This is a genomic window from Halomonas sp. I1 (genome assembly GCF_032334135.1).
Taxonomy (GTDB): domain Bacteria; phylum Pseudomonadota; class Gammaproteobacteria; order Pseudomonadales; family Halomonadaceae; genus Halomonas.
In genome coordinates this window covers 277,557-292,462 of sequence record NZ_JAVXUS010000003.1, presented here as the reverse complement: position 1 = coordinate 292,462, position 14,906 = coordinate 277,557, and the positions used below count along the sequence as shown (strand labels likewise).

The window sequence follows — 14,906 nt, the reverse complement described above, 5'->3', positions numbered from 1 at the left end:
TCGGTCGTGAGCACGGCGCGTTCGCCAACGGCCTGGACGGCCGACATGGCAAGCATACCACTCCGGCAAGGTATCGCGAGGGCCCCGCTCGACGTGAGGCGTCATGACTCGTTGTGTCTCGCTTTCTGTGCTCCGAGCGTTCACCAGGGACGATCGGGTAACCAGACCCTGGCTGCCAGGCCGCCCAGGTTGCTGCGCTCGAGTGTCAGGGTGCCTTCGTGCAGGGTGACCAGGTCGTTGACGATGGCTAGCCCGAGCCCGCTGCCGGAACGCTGTTCGTCGAGTCTGGTGCCGCGTGCCAGGGCGGCCTGACAATCGGCTTCGCTCATGCCGGGACCATCGTCCTCGACCCGCAGCCAGGTGCCCCGGGGGGCGGTGTCGCCGCTCAGCCGCACGCGATGTTCGGCCCAGCGGAGGGCGTTGTCCAGCAGGTTGCCGACCACTTCCTGCAGGTCCTGAGGGTCCAGGCGAACGGTCAGGGATTCGGGCAGGTCGTGTTCCAGCGAATGACCGCGCCGCTCGGCAAGACGCGTCAGGCCGTCCAGCACCGGGCGTAGCGTCTCGAGGCAGTGAACAGGCCGGTTCAGGGTGCCGTCACCGGCTGCCGAGGCACGGGCCAGGTGGTGACGGGTGGCCTCGTCGATGCGGGTCAGTTCGCCCTTGAGTCGCTGTCGTGCTTCTTCGGGAAATCCCTCGGCCAGGGTGGCCAGGACGCTGACCGGCGTCTTCAGTGCATGGGCGAGGTTGCCGGCGGCATGGCGGGCGCGCTCGAGGCGGCGCCGGTCCCGCTCGAGCACCGCATTCATGGCACCGGCCAGCCTTGCCAGTTCGGCGGGCAGGCGTGTGCCGAGGCGTTCGGCATCACCGTTTTCCACGTTCTCGAGGTCGTCACGCAACCGCCGCAGGGGAGCCAGGCCCCAGCGGATCTGTACCGCCAGGCCGGTCAGTATCAGCAGGCCGAGTGCGGCCAGCGAAAGGCTCAGCAGACGATTGAAGCGGGAGGCTTCGAGGTCGATGACGCGGCTTGGCGCGGCGACGCTGACGCGCAGCGGTGTATCGAGAGGCGCTACCCGGATCTCGCGGGACACGATGCGCAGCGGCATTTTCCGGGGGCCGATGAGTTCTCGAGGAGAGGCGTTGTCGAGCGGCAGGCGCTGATCCCACAGCGAACGCGAGGTCAGGACCCGTGTGTCGCCGTCGCTGACCTGCCAGTACCAGCCCGAGAAGACCTGGCGGAAGCGGGGGTCGCCGAGGGCGCGGTCATGAACCAGTTGCTGCTCGGCCTCGTCGTAGTGGACGTCGGCAATCACCATGTTGAGCAGCCCGTCCAGGCGCTCATCGAAGACGGTGGTGACCGAGTCGCGGAAGTGATGGGCCAGCCCCAGGCCGGCCAGTGGCAGCAGTAGGCCGATGAGCAGCAGCGCGGCCAGCAGCAGACGGGTGGCGACCGAGGCTCGGGCCAGAGTATCGCGCCATTGCCGGCTCATGATGCCTCGTCGAGATCGATCAGTCGGTAGCCCTGACCACGCAGCGTCTCGATACGCTGGCTGCCGAGCTTGCGACGCAGTCGGCTGATCTGCACGTCGATGACGTTGGAGTCCGGCTCATGATCGCGATCATAGACATGCTCGGCGAGTTCGGCGCGGCTGACGACCCGGGGAGCGGCATGTACCAGGTAGGCCAGGAGTCGGGATTCCTGGGCGGTCAGTCCGATCGGGCGACCGGCGAGTGTCACGCTGCCGGTGTGGGTGTCAAAGGCCAGGTCACCGACCCGCAGTATCGGATGGGCATGGCCGTGACTGCGACGCATCAGGGCGCGCAGTCGAAACAGCACTTCGGCCGTCTCGAAGGGCTTGGTGACATAGTCGTCGGCGCCGGCGGAGAAACCGGCGGCCTTGTCCGCCCAGCGTTCCCTTGCGGTCAGCACCAGCACGGGCAGGTCGATGCCTGCCTCTCGCCACTGGGCCAGCCAGCGGGTGCCGTCGCCATCGGGGAGCCCCAGGTCGAGGATGACGGCGTCGTAGCGCTCGGTCTGTACCAGAAAATCGGCTTCGGCGCCGCTGGCGGTAGGCTCGATCAGCATGCCGGCATCTGTCAGGGCCGCTCCCAGCGCTTCGGCGAGCGGGCCGTCGTCTTCCACCAGCAAGACCTTCATGGTGCCTTCCTCATGGCATTGATGTTCACGCCTTCCATACCGACCAGTTCTCCATTTCCGGCATCGAATTCGAATTCCACTACCTGGCCCTGGGGGCCCAGCATCTCGATCTCGTAGAGCGGCGGACCGTCGTCACGCTCGAGTTCGACTTCCAGTACCTCGCCGGCGTAGTGCGCCTGCAGCCAGTCGAGAATCACCGGCAGCTCGACCAGCTTGCCGCGACGCACGTCGTTGTGCAGGTCTCGCCAGTGCTTGTCGCCCAGCCCCGGCGTCGAGAGGGCGGCGAACAGCAGGGCAACGCATGCCGTGCAGCAGAGGCGGTGCCGCGGAACAGGAGGAGGTGCGCGCGTGATCATCATGCTTCGAGGTTGCCAGTCATGACATGAACGCAGCATGAACGGCCCTGTCAGGTCTCGGCAAGGTGGGCGATGCTACAACGTCCCTGCAGTCTCGATGAATACACCGACAGAGAGGACATGACCATGTCATTCAAGACACTGATGATCGCTTCGGCTACCACCCTGGCGCTGGTCGCCGGCAGCGCCCAGGCCGACGACCGCCTCGCCCTCGAGCGTGCCGAGGCGGTGCTCGAGCGGGCCCAGACCTTCGGCTTCACCCACATCGAGGAGATCGAGGCCAAGGGGCGCGATGTCGTCGAAATCGAGGGGTGGCTGGACGACGAGTGGTACGCCGACGTCCGGTTGTCCCTGGACAGTGACGAGACGCTGCGCGAAGAGCGTAAGCGGCTGGTCACCGGTGCCTGGGGGATGACCGCCGATGATGTGCGTCAGGCCTTCTCGTCCGCGAGTGGCGAGGGCATGACGGAGTTCGAGAGCCTGCAGGTGGATGAGGCAGGCCACATCGAGATCGAGGGGCGCGGGCAGAACGGTCGCGAACTCGAGATCACCACGCGCCTGGGACAGGACGGCGTCGTCGCGGTGGAGCGCGACTGACCCTCTGCTTGCCTCTCGCTCTCGACGGCAGGCTTTCAGCCTGCCGTTATGCCGTGCGATGCCCCGTCGTCCTGCTATACCAGTTTGCTCTGACGAAGCTGCCACTCGGCAAGCGGCGGGGCGAAGCTGTCGGGGTCGGCCTGGTCCCAGTAATCGCGAAAGACCGGGTGGTGCGATGCACCGCCCGTGAGCAAGGCGTTCGGTGGCACGAAGTCGAACAGAGTGGCGAGGCTGCGTACCTCGTGGCGGGAAATGCGTCGAATCACGTGTTCGGGGCCGAGTTCTCCTGGATGGCGGAGACCGGCGGCCGCCAGCATCTCGGCCAGCGCCTTCAGGGTGTTGGCGTGGAAACGATGCACCCGCTCGGCCTTGAGGGGCACGTCCAGTCGGCTGCCGCGCTGGGGGTTCTGGGTTGCCACGCCGCTCGGGCAGCGGTCGGTGTGGCAGCTCTGGGCCTGAATGCATCCCAGGGCGAACATGTAGCCTCGCGCGGCGTTGCACCAGTCGGCGCCGAGCGCCACGGTCCGGGCGATGTCGAAGGCGCTGATGACCTTGCCGGCGGCCCCCACGCGAATCACGTCGCGCAAGCCGGCTCCGACCAGGGTGTTGTGGACCAGCAGCAGCGCCTCGGTGAGCGGCATGCCGAGGCGGTTGACGAATTCCAGCGGTGCCGCGCCGGTGCCGCCCTGGCCGCCATCCACCACCACGAAATCTGGATGGTCGCCTTCCTCACGCATGGCCTTGACCATGGCAAACCACTCCCAGGGGTGGCCGATGGCCAGCTTGATGCCGACCGGCTTGCCGCCGGACAGGTCGCGCAACTGCTGGATGAAAGCGATCATCTCGCGTGGCGTGGTGAACGCACTGTGGGCCGCCGGCGATATCACGTCCTGGCCTTCCGGCACGCCACGCGCTGCCGCGATCTCGGGGGTCACTTTGGGACCAGGCAGCACACCGCCGTGACCGGGCTTGGCGCCTTGGGAGAGTTTGATCTCGATCATCTTCACCGCCTCGAGCCCGGCGGTCTCGGCGAACTGCTCGGGGTCGAAGCAGCCCTCGGCGTCGCGGCACCCGAAGTAGCCGGAGCCGAGCTCCCAGACGAGGTCGCCGCCCTGGCGATGATAGGACGAGAGGCCGCCCTCGCCGGTGTCGTGGTAGAAGCCACCTTCCCTGGCCCCTTCATTCAAGGCGCGGATGGCGTTGGCCGACAGGGCGCCGAAGCTCATCGCCGAGATGTTGAAAACACTGGCCGAGTAGGGGCGAGGTCGACCGGCACCGATGACGACCCGGAAATCATGATTCTCGATGCGTTTCGGCGCCAGGGAATGATTCATCCATTCGTAGCCGGGGGCCTGCATGTCGCGCTGAGAGCCGAAGGGTTGCTTGTCGATGGTGTTCTTGGCGCGGCAGTAGACCAGGCGGCGTTGTTCCCGGGAAAAGGGCCGTTCCTCGGTGTCTGACTGAATGAAGTACTGGCGGATCTCGGGGCCGATGGATTCCAGCAGGTAACGCAGATGGGCCAGGATGGGGTAATTGCGGCTGACGGTATGGTGGTGCTGTAGCAGATCGTGGGTGCCCAGGGCGACCAGCAGGCCGAAGACCACAACGCCCAGGATCCAGGGCCAGGCGGGAACAAGGGCCACGCCCAGCAGGCAGGCGATGAGGCCGGCAAGGCTGATGGCATAGGCGCCGTAGCGGCTCGGTAGGCGGTACATGGGCAGGCTCTTCTTGCGATGAGGGTCCGGCCATTGCATGTCGCGGAAGGTCGACTGTCAATTCGTGCCGCCGGGCGCTAGCGTGTCAGGCATCGTCTTGTCAGATGTGCTGGAGGCAGGTCATGACGCAGCGCTACCGTTTCGACACCATCATCGTCGGCGCCGGTACTGCCGGCTGCTTGCTCGCCAAGCGCCTGACGGAAGATAGCGAGAGACGCGTGCTGTTGATCGAGGCGGGGGGACGCGATACACACCCCTGGATTCATATCCCCGTCGGCTATCTTTACTGCATCGACAATCCCCGCACCGACTGGCGATTTCGCACCGAGCCGTCACCCGGGCTCAACGGGCGGCGGCTCGTCTATCCGCGTGGCAAGACGCTCGGTGGCTGCTCCAGCATCAATGGCATGATCTATATGCGTGGCCAGGCACGGGATTACGACCATTGGGCGGATGTGACCGGCGATGATGCTTGGCGCTGGGCGAACTGTCTGCCCGATTTCATGCGCCACGAGGATCACCACCGTCTCGATGACGAGGCCGGTGTCGATGCCGCGCATCGTGACTTTCACGGTCATGGCGGCGAATGGCGGGTGGAGCGTCAGCGGCTTCGCTGGGAGGTACTCGAGGATTTCGCCCTGGCCGCCGAGCAGGCGGGTATCCCCCGGGTCGATGACTTCAATCGCGGCGACAACGAGGGAGTGGACTATTTCGAGGTCAACCAGCGTGGCGGTTGGCGGTGGAACACCGCCAAGGCCTTCCTGCGTGGTATCGAGAAGCGCAACAACTTCACCCTGTGGCACTCGAGTCAGGTTCAGGGGCTGGGCTTCGACGAGGAGGAGTCGGGACGGCCCCGCTGCGCCGGCGTGCGGGTGAAGCGAGGCGGTGAAGTCGTCGAGGAGCAGGCCGCCCGGGAGGTCGTGTTGTGTGCCGGCGCCATCGGCTCGCCGCAGTTGCTTCAGTTGTCCGGCATCGGCCCGGCCGACCTGCTCGCCGAGCACGATATTCCTCTGGTCGCCGACCTGCCGGGCGTGGGCGACAACCTCCAGGATCACCTGCAACTACGCTCGATATATCGGGTCGACGGTGCCGATACCCTGAATACCCGCGCTGGCTCCTGGTTCGGCAAGACACGCATCGGCCTGGAGTATCTGTTGCGGCGTTCCGGCCCCATGAGCATGGCGCCCTCCCAGCTCGGTGCCTTCACGCGCAGCGACCCGGACCAGCCTCATGCCAATCTCGAATATCATGTGCAGCCGTTGAGCCTGGAGGCGTTCGGGCAACCGTTGCACGACTTCCCGGCGATCACTGCCAGCGTGTGCAACCTTAATCCGACCAGCCGGGGCAGGGTGCGGATTGCCGGTCGGGATCCGTCTCTGGCGCCGCTCATCTCGCCCAATTACCTGGATACCGAGGAGGACCGACGGGTCGCGGCCGACTCGCTGCGGGTCACCCGACGCATCCTCGCCCAACCGGCCCTGGCCGAGTATCGTCCGCAAGAGATCAAGCCGGGCGCGCGCTACCAGACCGACGAGGAACTGGTACGCCTGGCCGGCGATATCGGCACGACCATCTTTCACCCCGTGGGCACCGCCGCCATGGGGCGCGCCGACGATCCTTCGGCGGTGGTCGATTCTCGCCTCAGGGTGCGTGGTGTCTCGGGGCTGAGGGTGGTGGATGCCAGCGTGATGCCGACCATCACCAGCGGCAACACCAATTCACCGACCCTGATGATCGCCGAGAAGGCGGCCGGCTGGATGCTGGCCGAAACGTCATGATCTCGTCATATATGACAAATAGTGTTTGACCTGCGCCTCTCGCTGGCGCATGCTAGCTCGCAGTAGGTTGGCAAGTCGAACATCGCAAGTGGTCATCGAAACGCTCAGGCATCGATTTCCCGGTGAAACGTTTCTTGTTTTACCCACTGCTACTCGGGTATTTCCCGGCAAATCAATGCTATTCGAGGAATTCGAAAAATGGCTACCGGTACTGTCAAGTGGTTCAACGACACGAAAGGCTTTGGCTTCATCTCTCCGGACGACAACGGTGACGACCTGTTCGCTCACTTCTCCGAGATTCAAGCCGAAGGCTTCAAGTCTCTGCAGGACGGCCAGAAGGTCTCCTTCGACGTCACTCAGGGCAAGAAAGGCCTGCAGGCGTCCAACATCAAGGTCGTCGACTGATCGTCGATTGTCCTGATGCAGGATAGACCACCGACCGGGTGGTCGATTGGCGGGGCCCGCGAAAGCGGGCCCCGCTTGCGTTGTACGGGAAGAAATGTTGCCCGATAGTGTCCTGTTTCGGAGGTTCGTTGAAGAGGTGGCGAGCGCATTGGGTCGTCAGGCAAGGCGCCGCGACGAGGCATAGCAGCGCTATGGCGAGGAGTGGCAACACGGCATGGCGGCTCAAGGGGCCGCCAGAATTCTACAGTCAACCTCTGATACAGGACACTAGGCCGCGATTTCTTCGGCGCCGCCGTTGCGCTAGGGTGTGGCTTTTGTCTGTGGAGAAGATGTCGCCATGAGCGCACCCGACGAATTGATCATCGAGCCGGCCAACGGCAAGGTCGCCGATGCCTGCGTGTTCATCCTGCATGGCCTGGGCGCCGACGGCCACGACTTCGAACCCCTGGTGCCGGCCCTGGCACTGCCTGCCGATGCCGGCGTGCGCTTCATTCTGCCCCATGCGCCGCGTCTGCCGGTGACCGTCAATGGTGGCATGGTGATGCCCGCCTGGTATGACATCACCGAGATGAGCCTGGACCGCAAGGTCGATGAGGCGCAGCTCAAGGCCTCGGCCGAACGCCTCCAGGGCTTGATCCAGGAACAGATCGACCACGGCATCGCGCCCGAGCGTATCATCATCGCCGGTTTCTCCCAGGGGGGCGCCGTGGCCTATGAAGCCGCCTTGAGCTTCCCTCGACGCCTGGGCGGGTTGCTGGCCATGTCGACCTATCTCGCTACCGCCGATAGCCTCGAGTACGCCGAGGCCAACCGTGATCTGCCCATCGAGGTACATCACGGCAACGTCGACCCCGTGGTACCCGAGTCGCTGGGGCGTGCTGCCCACGACCGCCTGCAGAACATGGGCTACCCGATCGCGTACCGGCAATACCCCATGGCCCATGCTGTCTGCCCCCAGCAGGTCGCCGATATCGGCCGTTGGCTGTCCGCTCGGCTCGGTGGGTAAGAAAGGCCGCGTTGTTGGCGATCGCCTCGCGGCCCGGTATGGTCTGGGAAGGGCAGTGGTCGCTGCACGCCAGGGTTGGCACGCAGGGTCAGCGTGAGCTGGCAATTGGTGAAACCGGTGAAGAGGAGACGCCCATGGCGTTATCGGAAGATTTACGGTTACCCGTGGCCTGCCCGAATTGCGGTAGCCATCTGATGCGAGCCCCCAGCACCAAAAATCCTGATGACAAGGTGCATTGTGCGTCCTGTCAGCGTTTCGTCTGCCTCTATCACGAGGCCTGCAAGGTATTGAAACAGGGGCCGGGCAGCGACAGCGAGGCGTTGATCGAGAAGGCGGTGAACCGCGGAGCCTGAGGGCTTCTCGGGTCTTCCTTGAAGATAATGAAGGACCGGCGACATCGAACTGCCCCCCTATAGTTGGACGGTTCATTCAGCCGGCGCTCAAGGCCTGAGTCCTGTACGTTACAGGGCTCAGGCCTTTTAGTTTCAGCTCGATGGCCGTATCGCGCTTAGAGCAGTTCCTCGCCGGCGAGTGCCAGGCGCGAGCGTTCGACGCTCATCAGGGTCACGTGGCCGGCGTGGGCCCAGTCGCGGAAGTGTTGCACTACGGCGGCCATGCCGCAGGTGTTGGCGGTGAGGTAGGGGGTATCGATCTGCCCCACATTGCCGAGGCAGACGATCTTGGTGTTGCGTCCGGCGCGGGTGATCAGTGACTTGAGCTGTTTGGGCGTGAAGTTCTGGGCCTCGTCGATGATCAGGAAGGTGTCGTTGAGGGTGCGGCCACGCATGAACCCCGGGGCGCGGATCTGTACCCGAGAGCCGAGCAGCTGGCGGGTGGCTTCCTGGTTCCAGGTGGTGCTGCCGTCGTGCTCATCGCGCAGCAGGTTGTCCATGTTGTCGTGAAAGGCGCCCATCCAGGGCGACATCTTCTCTTCCTCGGTACCGGGCAGGTAACCGATGTCCTCGCTCATCGAGATCGGAGCCCGGGTGAAGACCACCCGCTCGAAGCGCTTGGTGTCCAGCGTCTGCTGGAAGGCGGCGGCGAGGGTCATGAAGGTCTTGCCGGTGCCGGCGCTGCCGGCGATGGTGACCAGGTCGATATCGTCGTCCATCAGCAGGTTGAGCGTGAAGTTCTGGCGACTGTCGTGGGCGTGGACGCCCCAGACGCTGGCGCCGTGACGATAGTCGGTGAGCAGCTCGAGCTGGGCGTGTCGAGGGCTCACCTCGCGCACCACGGCTTCGAAGCTGGCGCCGTTGTCGTTGTCCGACACCAGCATGCCCAGGTGCCAGTCTTCCGGGATCTCGCCGTTGAGGCGATAGACCACTCGGTCGTCCTCGCGGTCGACCTTGACGTCGGCACGCAGGCCTTCCCACAGGCCGCTGCCGTCGTGACCGGCGTCGGGATAGATGCGGGCGCCGCCGATCATGGCGTCGCTGTCGTCGAAGGCGCGATCGGTGAGGTAATCCTCCACGGGCACGCCGAGTGCCGCCGCCTTGACCCTCAGGTTGATGTCCTTGGTTACCAGCACGACCGAGGCATCGGGGCGTTCGTCACGTAGCCGGCAGGTCTCGGTGAGCAAGCGATTGTCGGGGCTGTCTTCGAGCGGGTCGAGGGGCTTGAGGTCGTTGTAGCAGAGCAGCCGCAGGCGGCCTTCGGTGCCGGTGGGGCGGGAGATGGGAATGCCATCGCGAATCTGGCCGATATCGACGTTGGCGGTGAGGTCGGACAGGGTCCGGCTGACTTGCCGGGCGGTGCGAGCGATCTCGCGGATGCCGTTCTTGTGCTTGTCGAGTTCTTCGAGCACGGTCATCGGGATCACCACTTCGTGCTCATCGAACTGGTAGAGGGCGGCGGGGTCGTGAATCAGGACATTGGTGTCCAGCACGTAAAGCCGGGTGGCTTTCTTGTCGATGCGTACCATCGGCGCAGCTCTCCTGATTGTCACCGGATCGGCGTCACCAACATGACGCCTCGATGTCGACACTGTCAGCGCGAAATGTCAGGTCTGTGACAGGGGCGCGACGTGTCTCCCTGATGGTGTGGCGTTTCCTCCTGTCGGGTTGGACATTGAATGATGCCGAGGGTGCGATTGTCGGCGGTGCTTTCTCAGCATGGACCATATCGTCAAGTCTTCAAGTAGACGAGTCTCACGGCCATGTCAACGAAACGGACCCGCCTGCCGGCGGGCCCCGTGGTGTCAGCCCTGAACCATGACGCGACCGTCGTGCAGGATGATCCGCCAGGTACGCAGCTTGACCTGCTCGTCTTCCACGCATTGTCCATCGCTCAACCTGAAATGCTGCTTGTAGAGCGGCGAGGCCACGACCGGTTCGCCCGCCACGTCGCCGACGATGCCCCGGGCGATGACATTGGCACCGGAGAAGGGGTCATGGTGGTCGATGGCGTAGAGTGCCGGTTCGTGGCCGGGCAGGTAGAAGATCGCTATCTGGACGGGACCATCGTCGGTCTCGAGCCGGGCGGCGATGCCGGAGTGGGCGACCAGGTCCTCCCGGGTGCACAGGGGCTGCCAGGTCTGGGTCATGGTCATGGCTTCTGCAGTTGCGATGGTCATAGATTGGTAGTCCTCGCGATGATGTCGAGAAATTGGCGAGCGAGATGAAGCGCTAGGCGCGCGGCGCAGCGGTGTAGGCTTCCGGTCGTCTCACTCGGGGCTGATCCGTCGACAGGTCTTCGAGGAGGCGCTGTGAACCCATCCTTGGGCGCTACCTACGCCTTTCCTGGCGTAGGACCTCCTCTTTGACCTGTCCCCGGCGCCCCTCGTTGGTACGGGAACCAACCATAGCGAAAGCGCTGTTCAGGCGGGCCTGAGTTGGCCACGCTCTTCCGTCACGATGATATCCGGGTCCGGCCGCTCGTCGTTGACGAAGCTGCGGAAGCGCTTGAGTTTCTCGGGGTCGGAAAGGGCGCCGGCCCACTCGCATTCGTAGTTGTCGATCACCGTCTGCATCTGGCGCTCGAGCTCGTCGCCGAGTCCCAGGCTGTCGTCGATCACGACTTCCTTGAGATAGTCGAGCCCGCCTTCGAGGTTCTCGCGCCATACCGAGGTGCGCTGCAGCCGGTCGGCGGTGCGCACGTAGAACATCAGGAAGCGGTCGATATAACGGATCAGGGTGTCGTCATCGAGATCGGTGGCGAACAGCTCGGCATGGCGTGGACGCATGCCGCCGTTGCCGCAGACGTAGAGGTTCCAGCCGTGTTCGGTGGCGATCACGCCGACATCCTTGCTCTGCGCCTCGGCGCACTCCCGGGTGCAGCCGGAGACGGCGAACTTGAGCTTATGCGGGGAGCGCAGCCCCTTGTAGCGATTCTCGAGGCGGATCGCCATGCCCACGCTGTCCTGCACGCCGTAGCGGCACCAGGTGCTGCCGACGCAGGATTTCACCGTGCGGGTGGCCTTGCCGTAGGCATGGCCGGTTTCGAAGCCGGCCTCGATCAGCTCGGCCCAGATGTCGGGCAACTGTTCGAGACGGGCGCCGAAGAGGTCGACACGCTGGCCGCCGGTGATCTTGGTATAGAGACCATATTTCTCGCCGACCTCGCCCAGCACGCGGAGTCGGGTCGGGGTGATCTCGCCGCCGGGAATGCGCGGCACCACCGAATAGGTGCCGTTCTTCTGCATGTTGGCCATGAAGGTGTCATTGGTGTCCTGCAAAGGCACATGAGCGGCGTCGGTGATCGGCTCGTTGAAGCAGGAGGCCAGGATCGAGGCCACGGCCGGCTTGCAGATATCGCAGCCCAGGCCTGTCGATTGCGCAGAGCCATGGCCGTGCTTTTCGATCAGCTCGCCGAAGGTCTTGATGCCCTCGACTCGCACGATCGAATACAGCGCCTGGCGAGTATGGGCGAAGTGTTCGCAGATCGATTGGTCGACCTCGACGCCGCGTGCCTCCAGCTCGCTGTCGACCACGCTCTTGAGCAGCGCCGCACAGCCGCCGCACCCGGTACTCGCCCTGGTGGCGCCCTTGACCGCGCCGAGATCGTCGCATCCGGCGTCGATGGCCTCGCAGATCGCGCCCTTGGTGACGTTATGGCAGGAACAGATCGAGGCCGTCGCGGGCAGGGCATCGGGTCCCAGGGTCGGGGCGCCTTCGACGCTGGGAAGGATCAGCGAGGCCGGATCCTCCGGCAGTTCCAGGCCGTTGGCGTAGTACTGCATCAGGGTGTCGTAGGTGGCGTTGTCGCCCACCAGCATAGCGCCGAGCAGCTTCTTGCCATCGCTGGAGACGACCATCTTGCGGTATTCCTGCTTGAGCTGGTCGAAGTACCGGAACTGGCGGGCGCCCGGCGAGCGGTCGCCATGGGCGTCGCCGATGGCACCGACGTCGACGCCGAGCAGCTTCAGCTTGGTGCTCATGTCGGCGCCTTCGAAGGTCAGTCTGCCGCCGCACAGGGTGTCGGCGGCGGCCTTGGCCATCTGGTAGCCCGGCGCCACCAGACCGAAGATGCTGCCTTGCCAGAGCGCGACCTCGCCGACGGCGAGAATCGCCGGATCACTGGTCAGGCAGCGGTCGTCGATGACCACGCCGCCCCGTTCGCCCATCTCCAGGCCGGCATCGCGGGCCAGCTCGTCCCTCGGACGGATGCCCGCCGAGAAGACGATCAGGTCGGTCTCCAGCCGCTTGTCGTCCTGGAAGACCATGCGGTGGCGGCCGGTGTCGCCGTCCTCGATGTACTGGGTCGCCCGGTCGGTCAGGACCTGCACGCCCAGGGCCTCGATCTTCTCGCGCAGCAGCTCGCCGCCTTCGGTATCGACCTGCATGGGCATCAGACGCGGGGCGAACTCCACCACGGCGGTGTCCAGCTCGAGCCCGCGCAGGGCGTTGGCCGCTTCCAGGCCCAGCAGGCCGCCGCCGACTACCACCCCGGTGGTGGCCGAGCGGGCTGCCTCACGGATGGCGTCGAGATCGTCCAGGGTGCGGTAGACCAGGCAACCGTCCCGGTCACCGCCGGGGATCGGCGGCACGAAGGGGTAGGAGCCGGTGGCCAGGACCAGTCGATCGAAGGCATAACGCCCCCGGGGCGTGATCAGCTCGCGGGCGTCGCGGTCGATGGTAGTGACCGCCTCGTTCAGACGCAGTTCGATCCCGTGTGCCTCGTAGTAGTCGGCGGTCGAAAGCGCGAGGTCATCGGCGTCGCGACCACTGAAGTACTCGGAGAGATGCACCCGGTCGTAGGCCAGGTGACGTTCTTCACCGAACACGCGGATGCGGTAGTGCCGATGGGCATCGCGTTCGACGAGTTGTTCGACGAGGTGATGGCCGACCATGCCGTTGCCGACAATGATCAGGTCCTGGGGAGCGGAGTTGGGTGCCTTCATGCGGCCTCCTGGTCGATAGTGTCGGTGGCTGAGGTAGTGGCCGGGGCATCGGCTGAGGCGTCGTCGAGCAAGGTTTCGGTGTCGGCCTGGCCGAGCAGCAGTGCACGACGAGCGGCGCCGAAGTGCGTGCCATCCTGTGATCGGGCGAACAGCCAGGGCCCCATGGCGGTATCGCCATAGAGCACGGCACCGTCGACACGGCCGTCACGCAGCAGCAGGCGGCGATATTCGCCCTGTTCGGGATCGTGGTAGGTGAGGACGTCGTGGTCCGGTGTCGCCTCGATGGGACCGAAGGCGTACAGCGCCACACCGCTGATCTTGAGCTTGGTGGCGGTCGGTCGGTCCCGGTAGCCGGGGGTGTCCTCGCCGGCCAGCCGGGCGGCGAGGACCTCGGCCTGCTGCCATATCGGTTCTACCAGCCCGAAGGTGCTCGAGCCGAACTGACAGCATTCGCCCAGGGCATGGATGGCGGGGTCCGAGGTGGTCATCTGCTCGTCGACGCGGATGGCCCGATCACACTCTAGGCCGGCCGTGCGACCCGGTTCGACGTTGGGCGCAATGCCGGTGGCGATCACCACATGATCGGCAGCCAACCGGGTGCCGTCGGCGAGATGCACCGCGCGCACCCGGCCCCGACCGTTGTCTTCCAGCTCGCTCAAGTGGGCGTCGGTGATGATTTCCAGGCCCCTCGCCTCGAGTTCACCGCGCAACAGCCCCGCGGCGGTGGCGTCGAGCTGGCGGTTCATCAGGTGAGCGCTGCGCTGGATCACCCGGACCCGCATGCCGCGTTTGCGCAGTCCTTCGGCGGCTTCCAGGCCGAGCAGGCCACCGCCGATGACGACGGCACGACCGCCATGTCGAGCGGCCTCGGCCAGGATCTCGGCGTCGCCCAGATCGCGAAAGCCATGTACGCCACCCAGGGCCACCCCGGGAACCGGCGGCATCGCGGAACGCGAACCGGTGGCCAACACCAGACGATCGTAGTCGAGGGTCGCGCCCCGGGCGGTGGTGATCCGGCGTGTATCGCGGTCGATGTCGATGATGCGTTCGCCGAGCCGGGTCTCGATACGTGTGCGGTTTCCTGTTGTTGGAGTGTGCTCGGGCAGTCGCAGTGCACCGCGCTCCATCTCGCCGGCCAGCCAGGGCGACAGCAGAATACGGTTGTAGGCGGCGCTGACTTCCTCGCCGATGACAGTGATCCGGCGAGGTGGCCGAGGCTTGCTGCATAGTGTCGCGACCAGGCGGTGGGCGGCCATGCCGTTGCCGACGATCACCAGGTGATCGATGGGGGCCCGGTCGTCGGGGCGTGTCGTGGCATCGGGTCGCATATCGCAACCTCCTGAAAACGCAAAAAGACGTCCCCGCGCTCCCCGGCATCGGGGGCGCTGAGACGTCTTTGTCCGAAAGCATGGGGCGGTCGCCGTTGACCGCCGGGGCCGGTGCGGGGCGGGACCCGCGTACCGGCGTGATTCATGACGAGGGTTTCAATTTCTACGCCATTTTTATGATGTGATTTGTAAAATCAGCTGGTTATCGTTTAATTGCGGGAATTTGTC

Annotated in this window: 13 protein-coding genes; 5 read left to right on the top strand and 8 right to left on the bottom strand. The window is 65.1% G+C overall.

The window, feature by feature from the left end:
- Positions 1 to 140: 140 nt before the first annotated feature.
- The 3 genes from RSO41_RS06920 to RSO41_RS06910 are packed head-to-tail and all read right to left on the bottom strand — an operon-like array spanning position 141 to position 2,514.
- Complete coding sequence (locus RSO41_RS06920; RefSeq protein ID WP_315618354.1) at positions 141 to 1,487, bottom strand: HAMP domain-containing sensor histidine kinase; 1,347 nt, start codon at positions 1,485 to 1,487, stop codon at positions 141 to 143.
- The gene (locus tag RSO41_RS06915; RefSeq protein WP_315618353.1) at positions 1,484 to 2,155 is read right to left on the bottom strand and encodes a response regulator transcription factor; all 672 of its coding nucleotides are present in this window, start codon (positions 2,153 to 2,155) and stop codon (positions 1,484 to 1,486) included. Before RSO41_RS06915 ends, RSO41_RS06920 begins: the two co-directional genes overlap by 4 nt.
- A complete protein-coding gene (locus tag RSO41_RS06910) occupies positions 2,152 to 2,514 on the bottom strand; it encodes a PepSY domain-containing protein (RefSeq protein WP_315618352.1) in 363 nt (120 codons plus the stop codon). The genes RSO41_RS06915 and RSO41_RS06910 overlap by 4 nt, the downstream gene beginning before the upstream one ends.
- A 123-nt stretch (positions 2,515 to 2,637) precedes the next feature.
- Here RSO41_RS06910 and RSO41_RS06905 point away from each other — a divergent pair, with 123 nt between their 5' ends.
- Complete coding sequence (locus RSO41_RS06905) at positions 2,638 to 3,108, top strand: PepSY domain-containing protein (protein ID WP_315618351.1); 471 nt, start codon at positions 2,638 to 2,640, stop codon at positions 3,106 to 3,108.
- Between the two features lie 74 nt (positions 3,109 to 3,182).
- On the opposite strand, the gene RSO41_RS06900 is transcribed toward RSO41_RS06905, so the two are convergent.
- A complete protein-coding gene (locus RSO41_RS06900) occupies positions 3,183 to 4,823 on the bottom strand; it encodes an FMN-binding glutamate synthase family protein (protein ID WP_315618350.1) in 1,641 nt (546 codons plus the stop codon).
- Between the two features lie 122 nt (positions 4,824 to 4,945).
- Between RSO41_RS06900 and RSO41_RS06895 the strand changes: the two genes are divergently transcribed.
- The 4 genes from RSO41_RS06895 to RSO41_RS06880 all read left to right on the top strand — a co-directional run bounded on the left by RSO41_RS06895 (position 4,946) and on the right by RSO41_RS06880 (position 8,365).
- Entirely contained in the window at positions 4,946 to 6,601 is a 1,656-nt protein-coding gene (locus RSO41_RS06895) for a GMC family oxidoreductase (RefSeq protein ID WP_315618349.1), read from the top strand.
- Positions 6,602 to 6,799: 198 nt separating this feature from the next.
- On the top strand, positions 6,800 to 7,006 hold the full coding sequence (locus RSO41_RS06890) for a cold-shock protein (protein WP_013332996.1): 207 nt from the start codon (positions 6,800 to 6,802) through the stop codon (positions 7,004 to 7,006).
- A 337-nt stretch (positions 7,007 to 7,343) separates the two neighbouring features.
- Positions 7,344 to 8,012 (top strand): alpha/beta hydrolase, encoded by a 669-nt coding sequence (locus RSO41_RS06885; RefSeq protein ID WP_315618348.1) that lies wholly within the window; start codon positions 7,344 to 7,346, stop codon positions 8,010 to 8,012.
- Between the two features lie 11 nt (positions 8,013 to 8,023).
- Positions 8,024 to 8,365, top strand: a complete 342-nt coding sequence (locus RSO41_RS06880) for a hypothetical protein (protein WP_315618347.1) — start codon at positions 8,024 to 8,026, stop codon at positions 8,363 to 8,365.
- 155 nt (positions 8,366 to 8,520) lie between these two features.
- Here the strand turns inward: RSO41_RS06880 and RSO41_RS06875 are convergent, their stop codons facing one another.
- From RSO41_RS06875 to RSO41_RS06860, 4 genes are all read right to left on the bottom strand, one after another.
- Positions 8,521 to 9,933, bottom strand: a complete 1,413-nt coding sequence (locus RSO41_RS06875) for a PhoH family protein (protein ID WP_315618346.1) — start codon at positions 9,931 to 9,933, stop codon at positions 8,521 to 8,523.
- Positions 9,934 to 10,209: 276 nt separating this feature from the next.
- Complete coding sequence (gene nirD, locus RSO41_RS06870; protein WP_315618345.1) at positions 10,210 to 10,584, bottom strand: nitrite reductase small subunit NirD; 375 nt, start codon at positions 10,582 to 10,584, stop codon at positions 10,210 to 10,212.
- A 243-nt stretch (positions 10,585 to 10,827) separates the two neighbouring features.
- Positions 10,828 to 13,350: a nitrite reductase large subunit NirB gene (gene nirB, locus RSO41_RS06865; RefSeq protein ID WP_315618344.1), complete on the bottom strand. Its 2,523-nt coding sequence runs from the start codon at positions 13,348 to 13,350 to the stop codon at positions 10,828 to 10,830.
- A complete protein-coding gene (locus tag RSO41_RS06860; RefSeq protein ID WP_315618343.1) occupies positions 13,347 to 14,678 on the bottom strand; it encodes an NAD(P)/FAD-dependent oxidoreductase in 1,332 nt (443 codons plus the stop codon). The genes nirB and RSO41_RS06860 overlap by 4 nt, the downstream gene beginning before the upstream one ends.
- Positions 14,679 to 14,906: the final 228 nt, after the last annotated feature.

Coding starts and splice junctions, on each gene's coding strand:
- RSO41_RS06920 (WP_315618354.1), bottom strand. CDS start 1,487: ATGAGCCGGCAATGGCGCGATACTCTGGCCCGAGCCTCGGTCGCCACC.
- RSO41_RS06915 (WP_315618353.1), bottom strand. CDS start 2,155: ATGAAGGTCTTGCTGGTGGAAGACGACGGCCCGCTCGCCGAAGCGCTG.
- RSO41_RS06910 (WP_315618352.1), bottom strand. CDS start 2,514: ATGATGATCACGCGCGCACCTCCTCCTGTTCCGCGGCACCGCCTCTGC.
- RSO41_RS06905 (WP_315618351.1), top strand. CDS start 2,638: ATGTCATTCAAGACACTGATGATCGCTTCGGCTACCACCCTGGCGCTG.
- RSO41_RS06900 (WP_315618350.1), bottom strand. CDS start 4,823: ATGTACCGCCTACCGAGCCGCTACGGCGCCTATGCCATCAGCCTTGCC.
- RSO41_RS06895 (WP_315618349.1), top strand. CDS start 4,946: ATGACGCAGCGCTACCGTTTCGACACCATCATCGTCGGCGCCGGTACT.
- RSO41_RS06890 (WP_013332996.1), top strand. CDS start 6,800: ATGGCTACCGGTACTGTCAAGTGGTTCAACGACACGAAAGGCTTTGGC.
- RSO41_RS06885 (WP_315618348.1), top strand. CDS start 7,344: ATGAGCGCACCCGACGAATTGATCATCGAGCCGGCCAACGGCAAGGTC.
- RSO41_RS06875 (WP_315618346.1), bottom strand. CDS start 9,933: ATGGTACGCATCGACAAGAAAGCCACCCGGCTTTACGTGCTGGACACC.
- nirD (WP_315618345.1), bottom strand. CDS start 10,584: ATGACCATCGCAACTGCAGAAGCCATGACCATGACCCAGACCTGGCAG.
- nirB (WP_315618344.1), bottom strand. CDS start 13,350: ATGAAGGCACCCAACTCCGCTCCCCAGGACCTGATCATTGTCGGCAAC.
- RSO41_RS06860 (WP_315618343.1), bottom strand. CDS start 14,678: ATGCGACCCGATGCCACGACACGCCCCGACGACCGGGCCCCCATCGAT.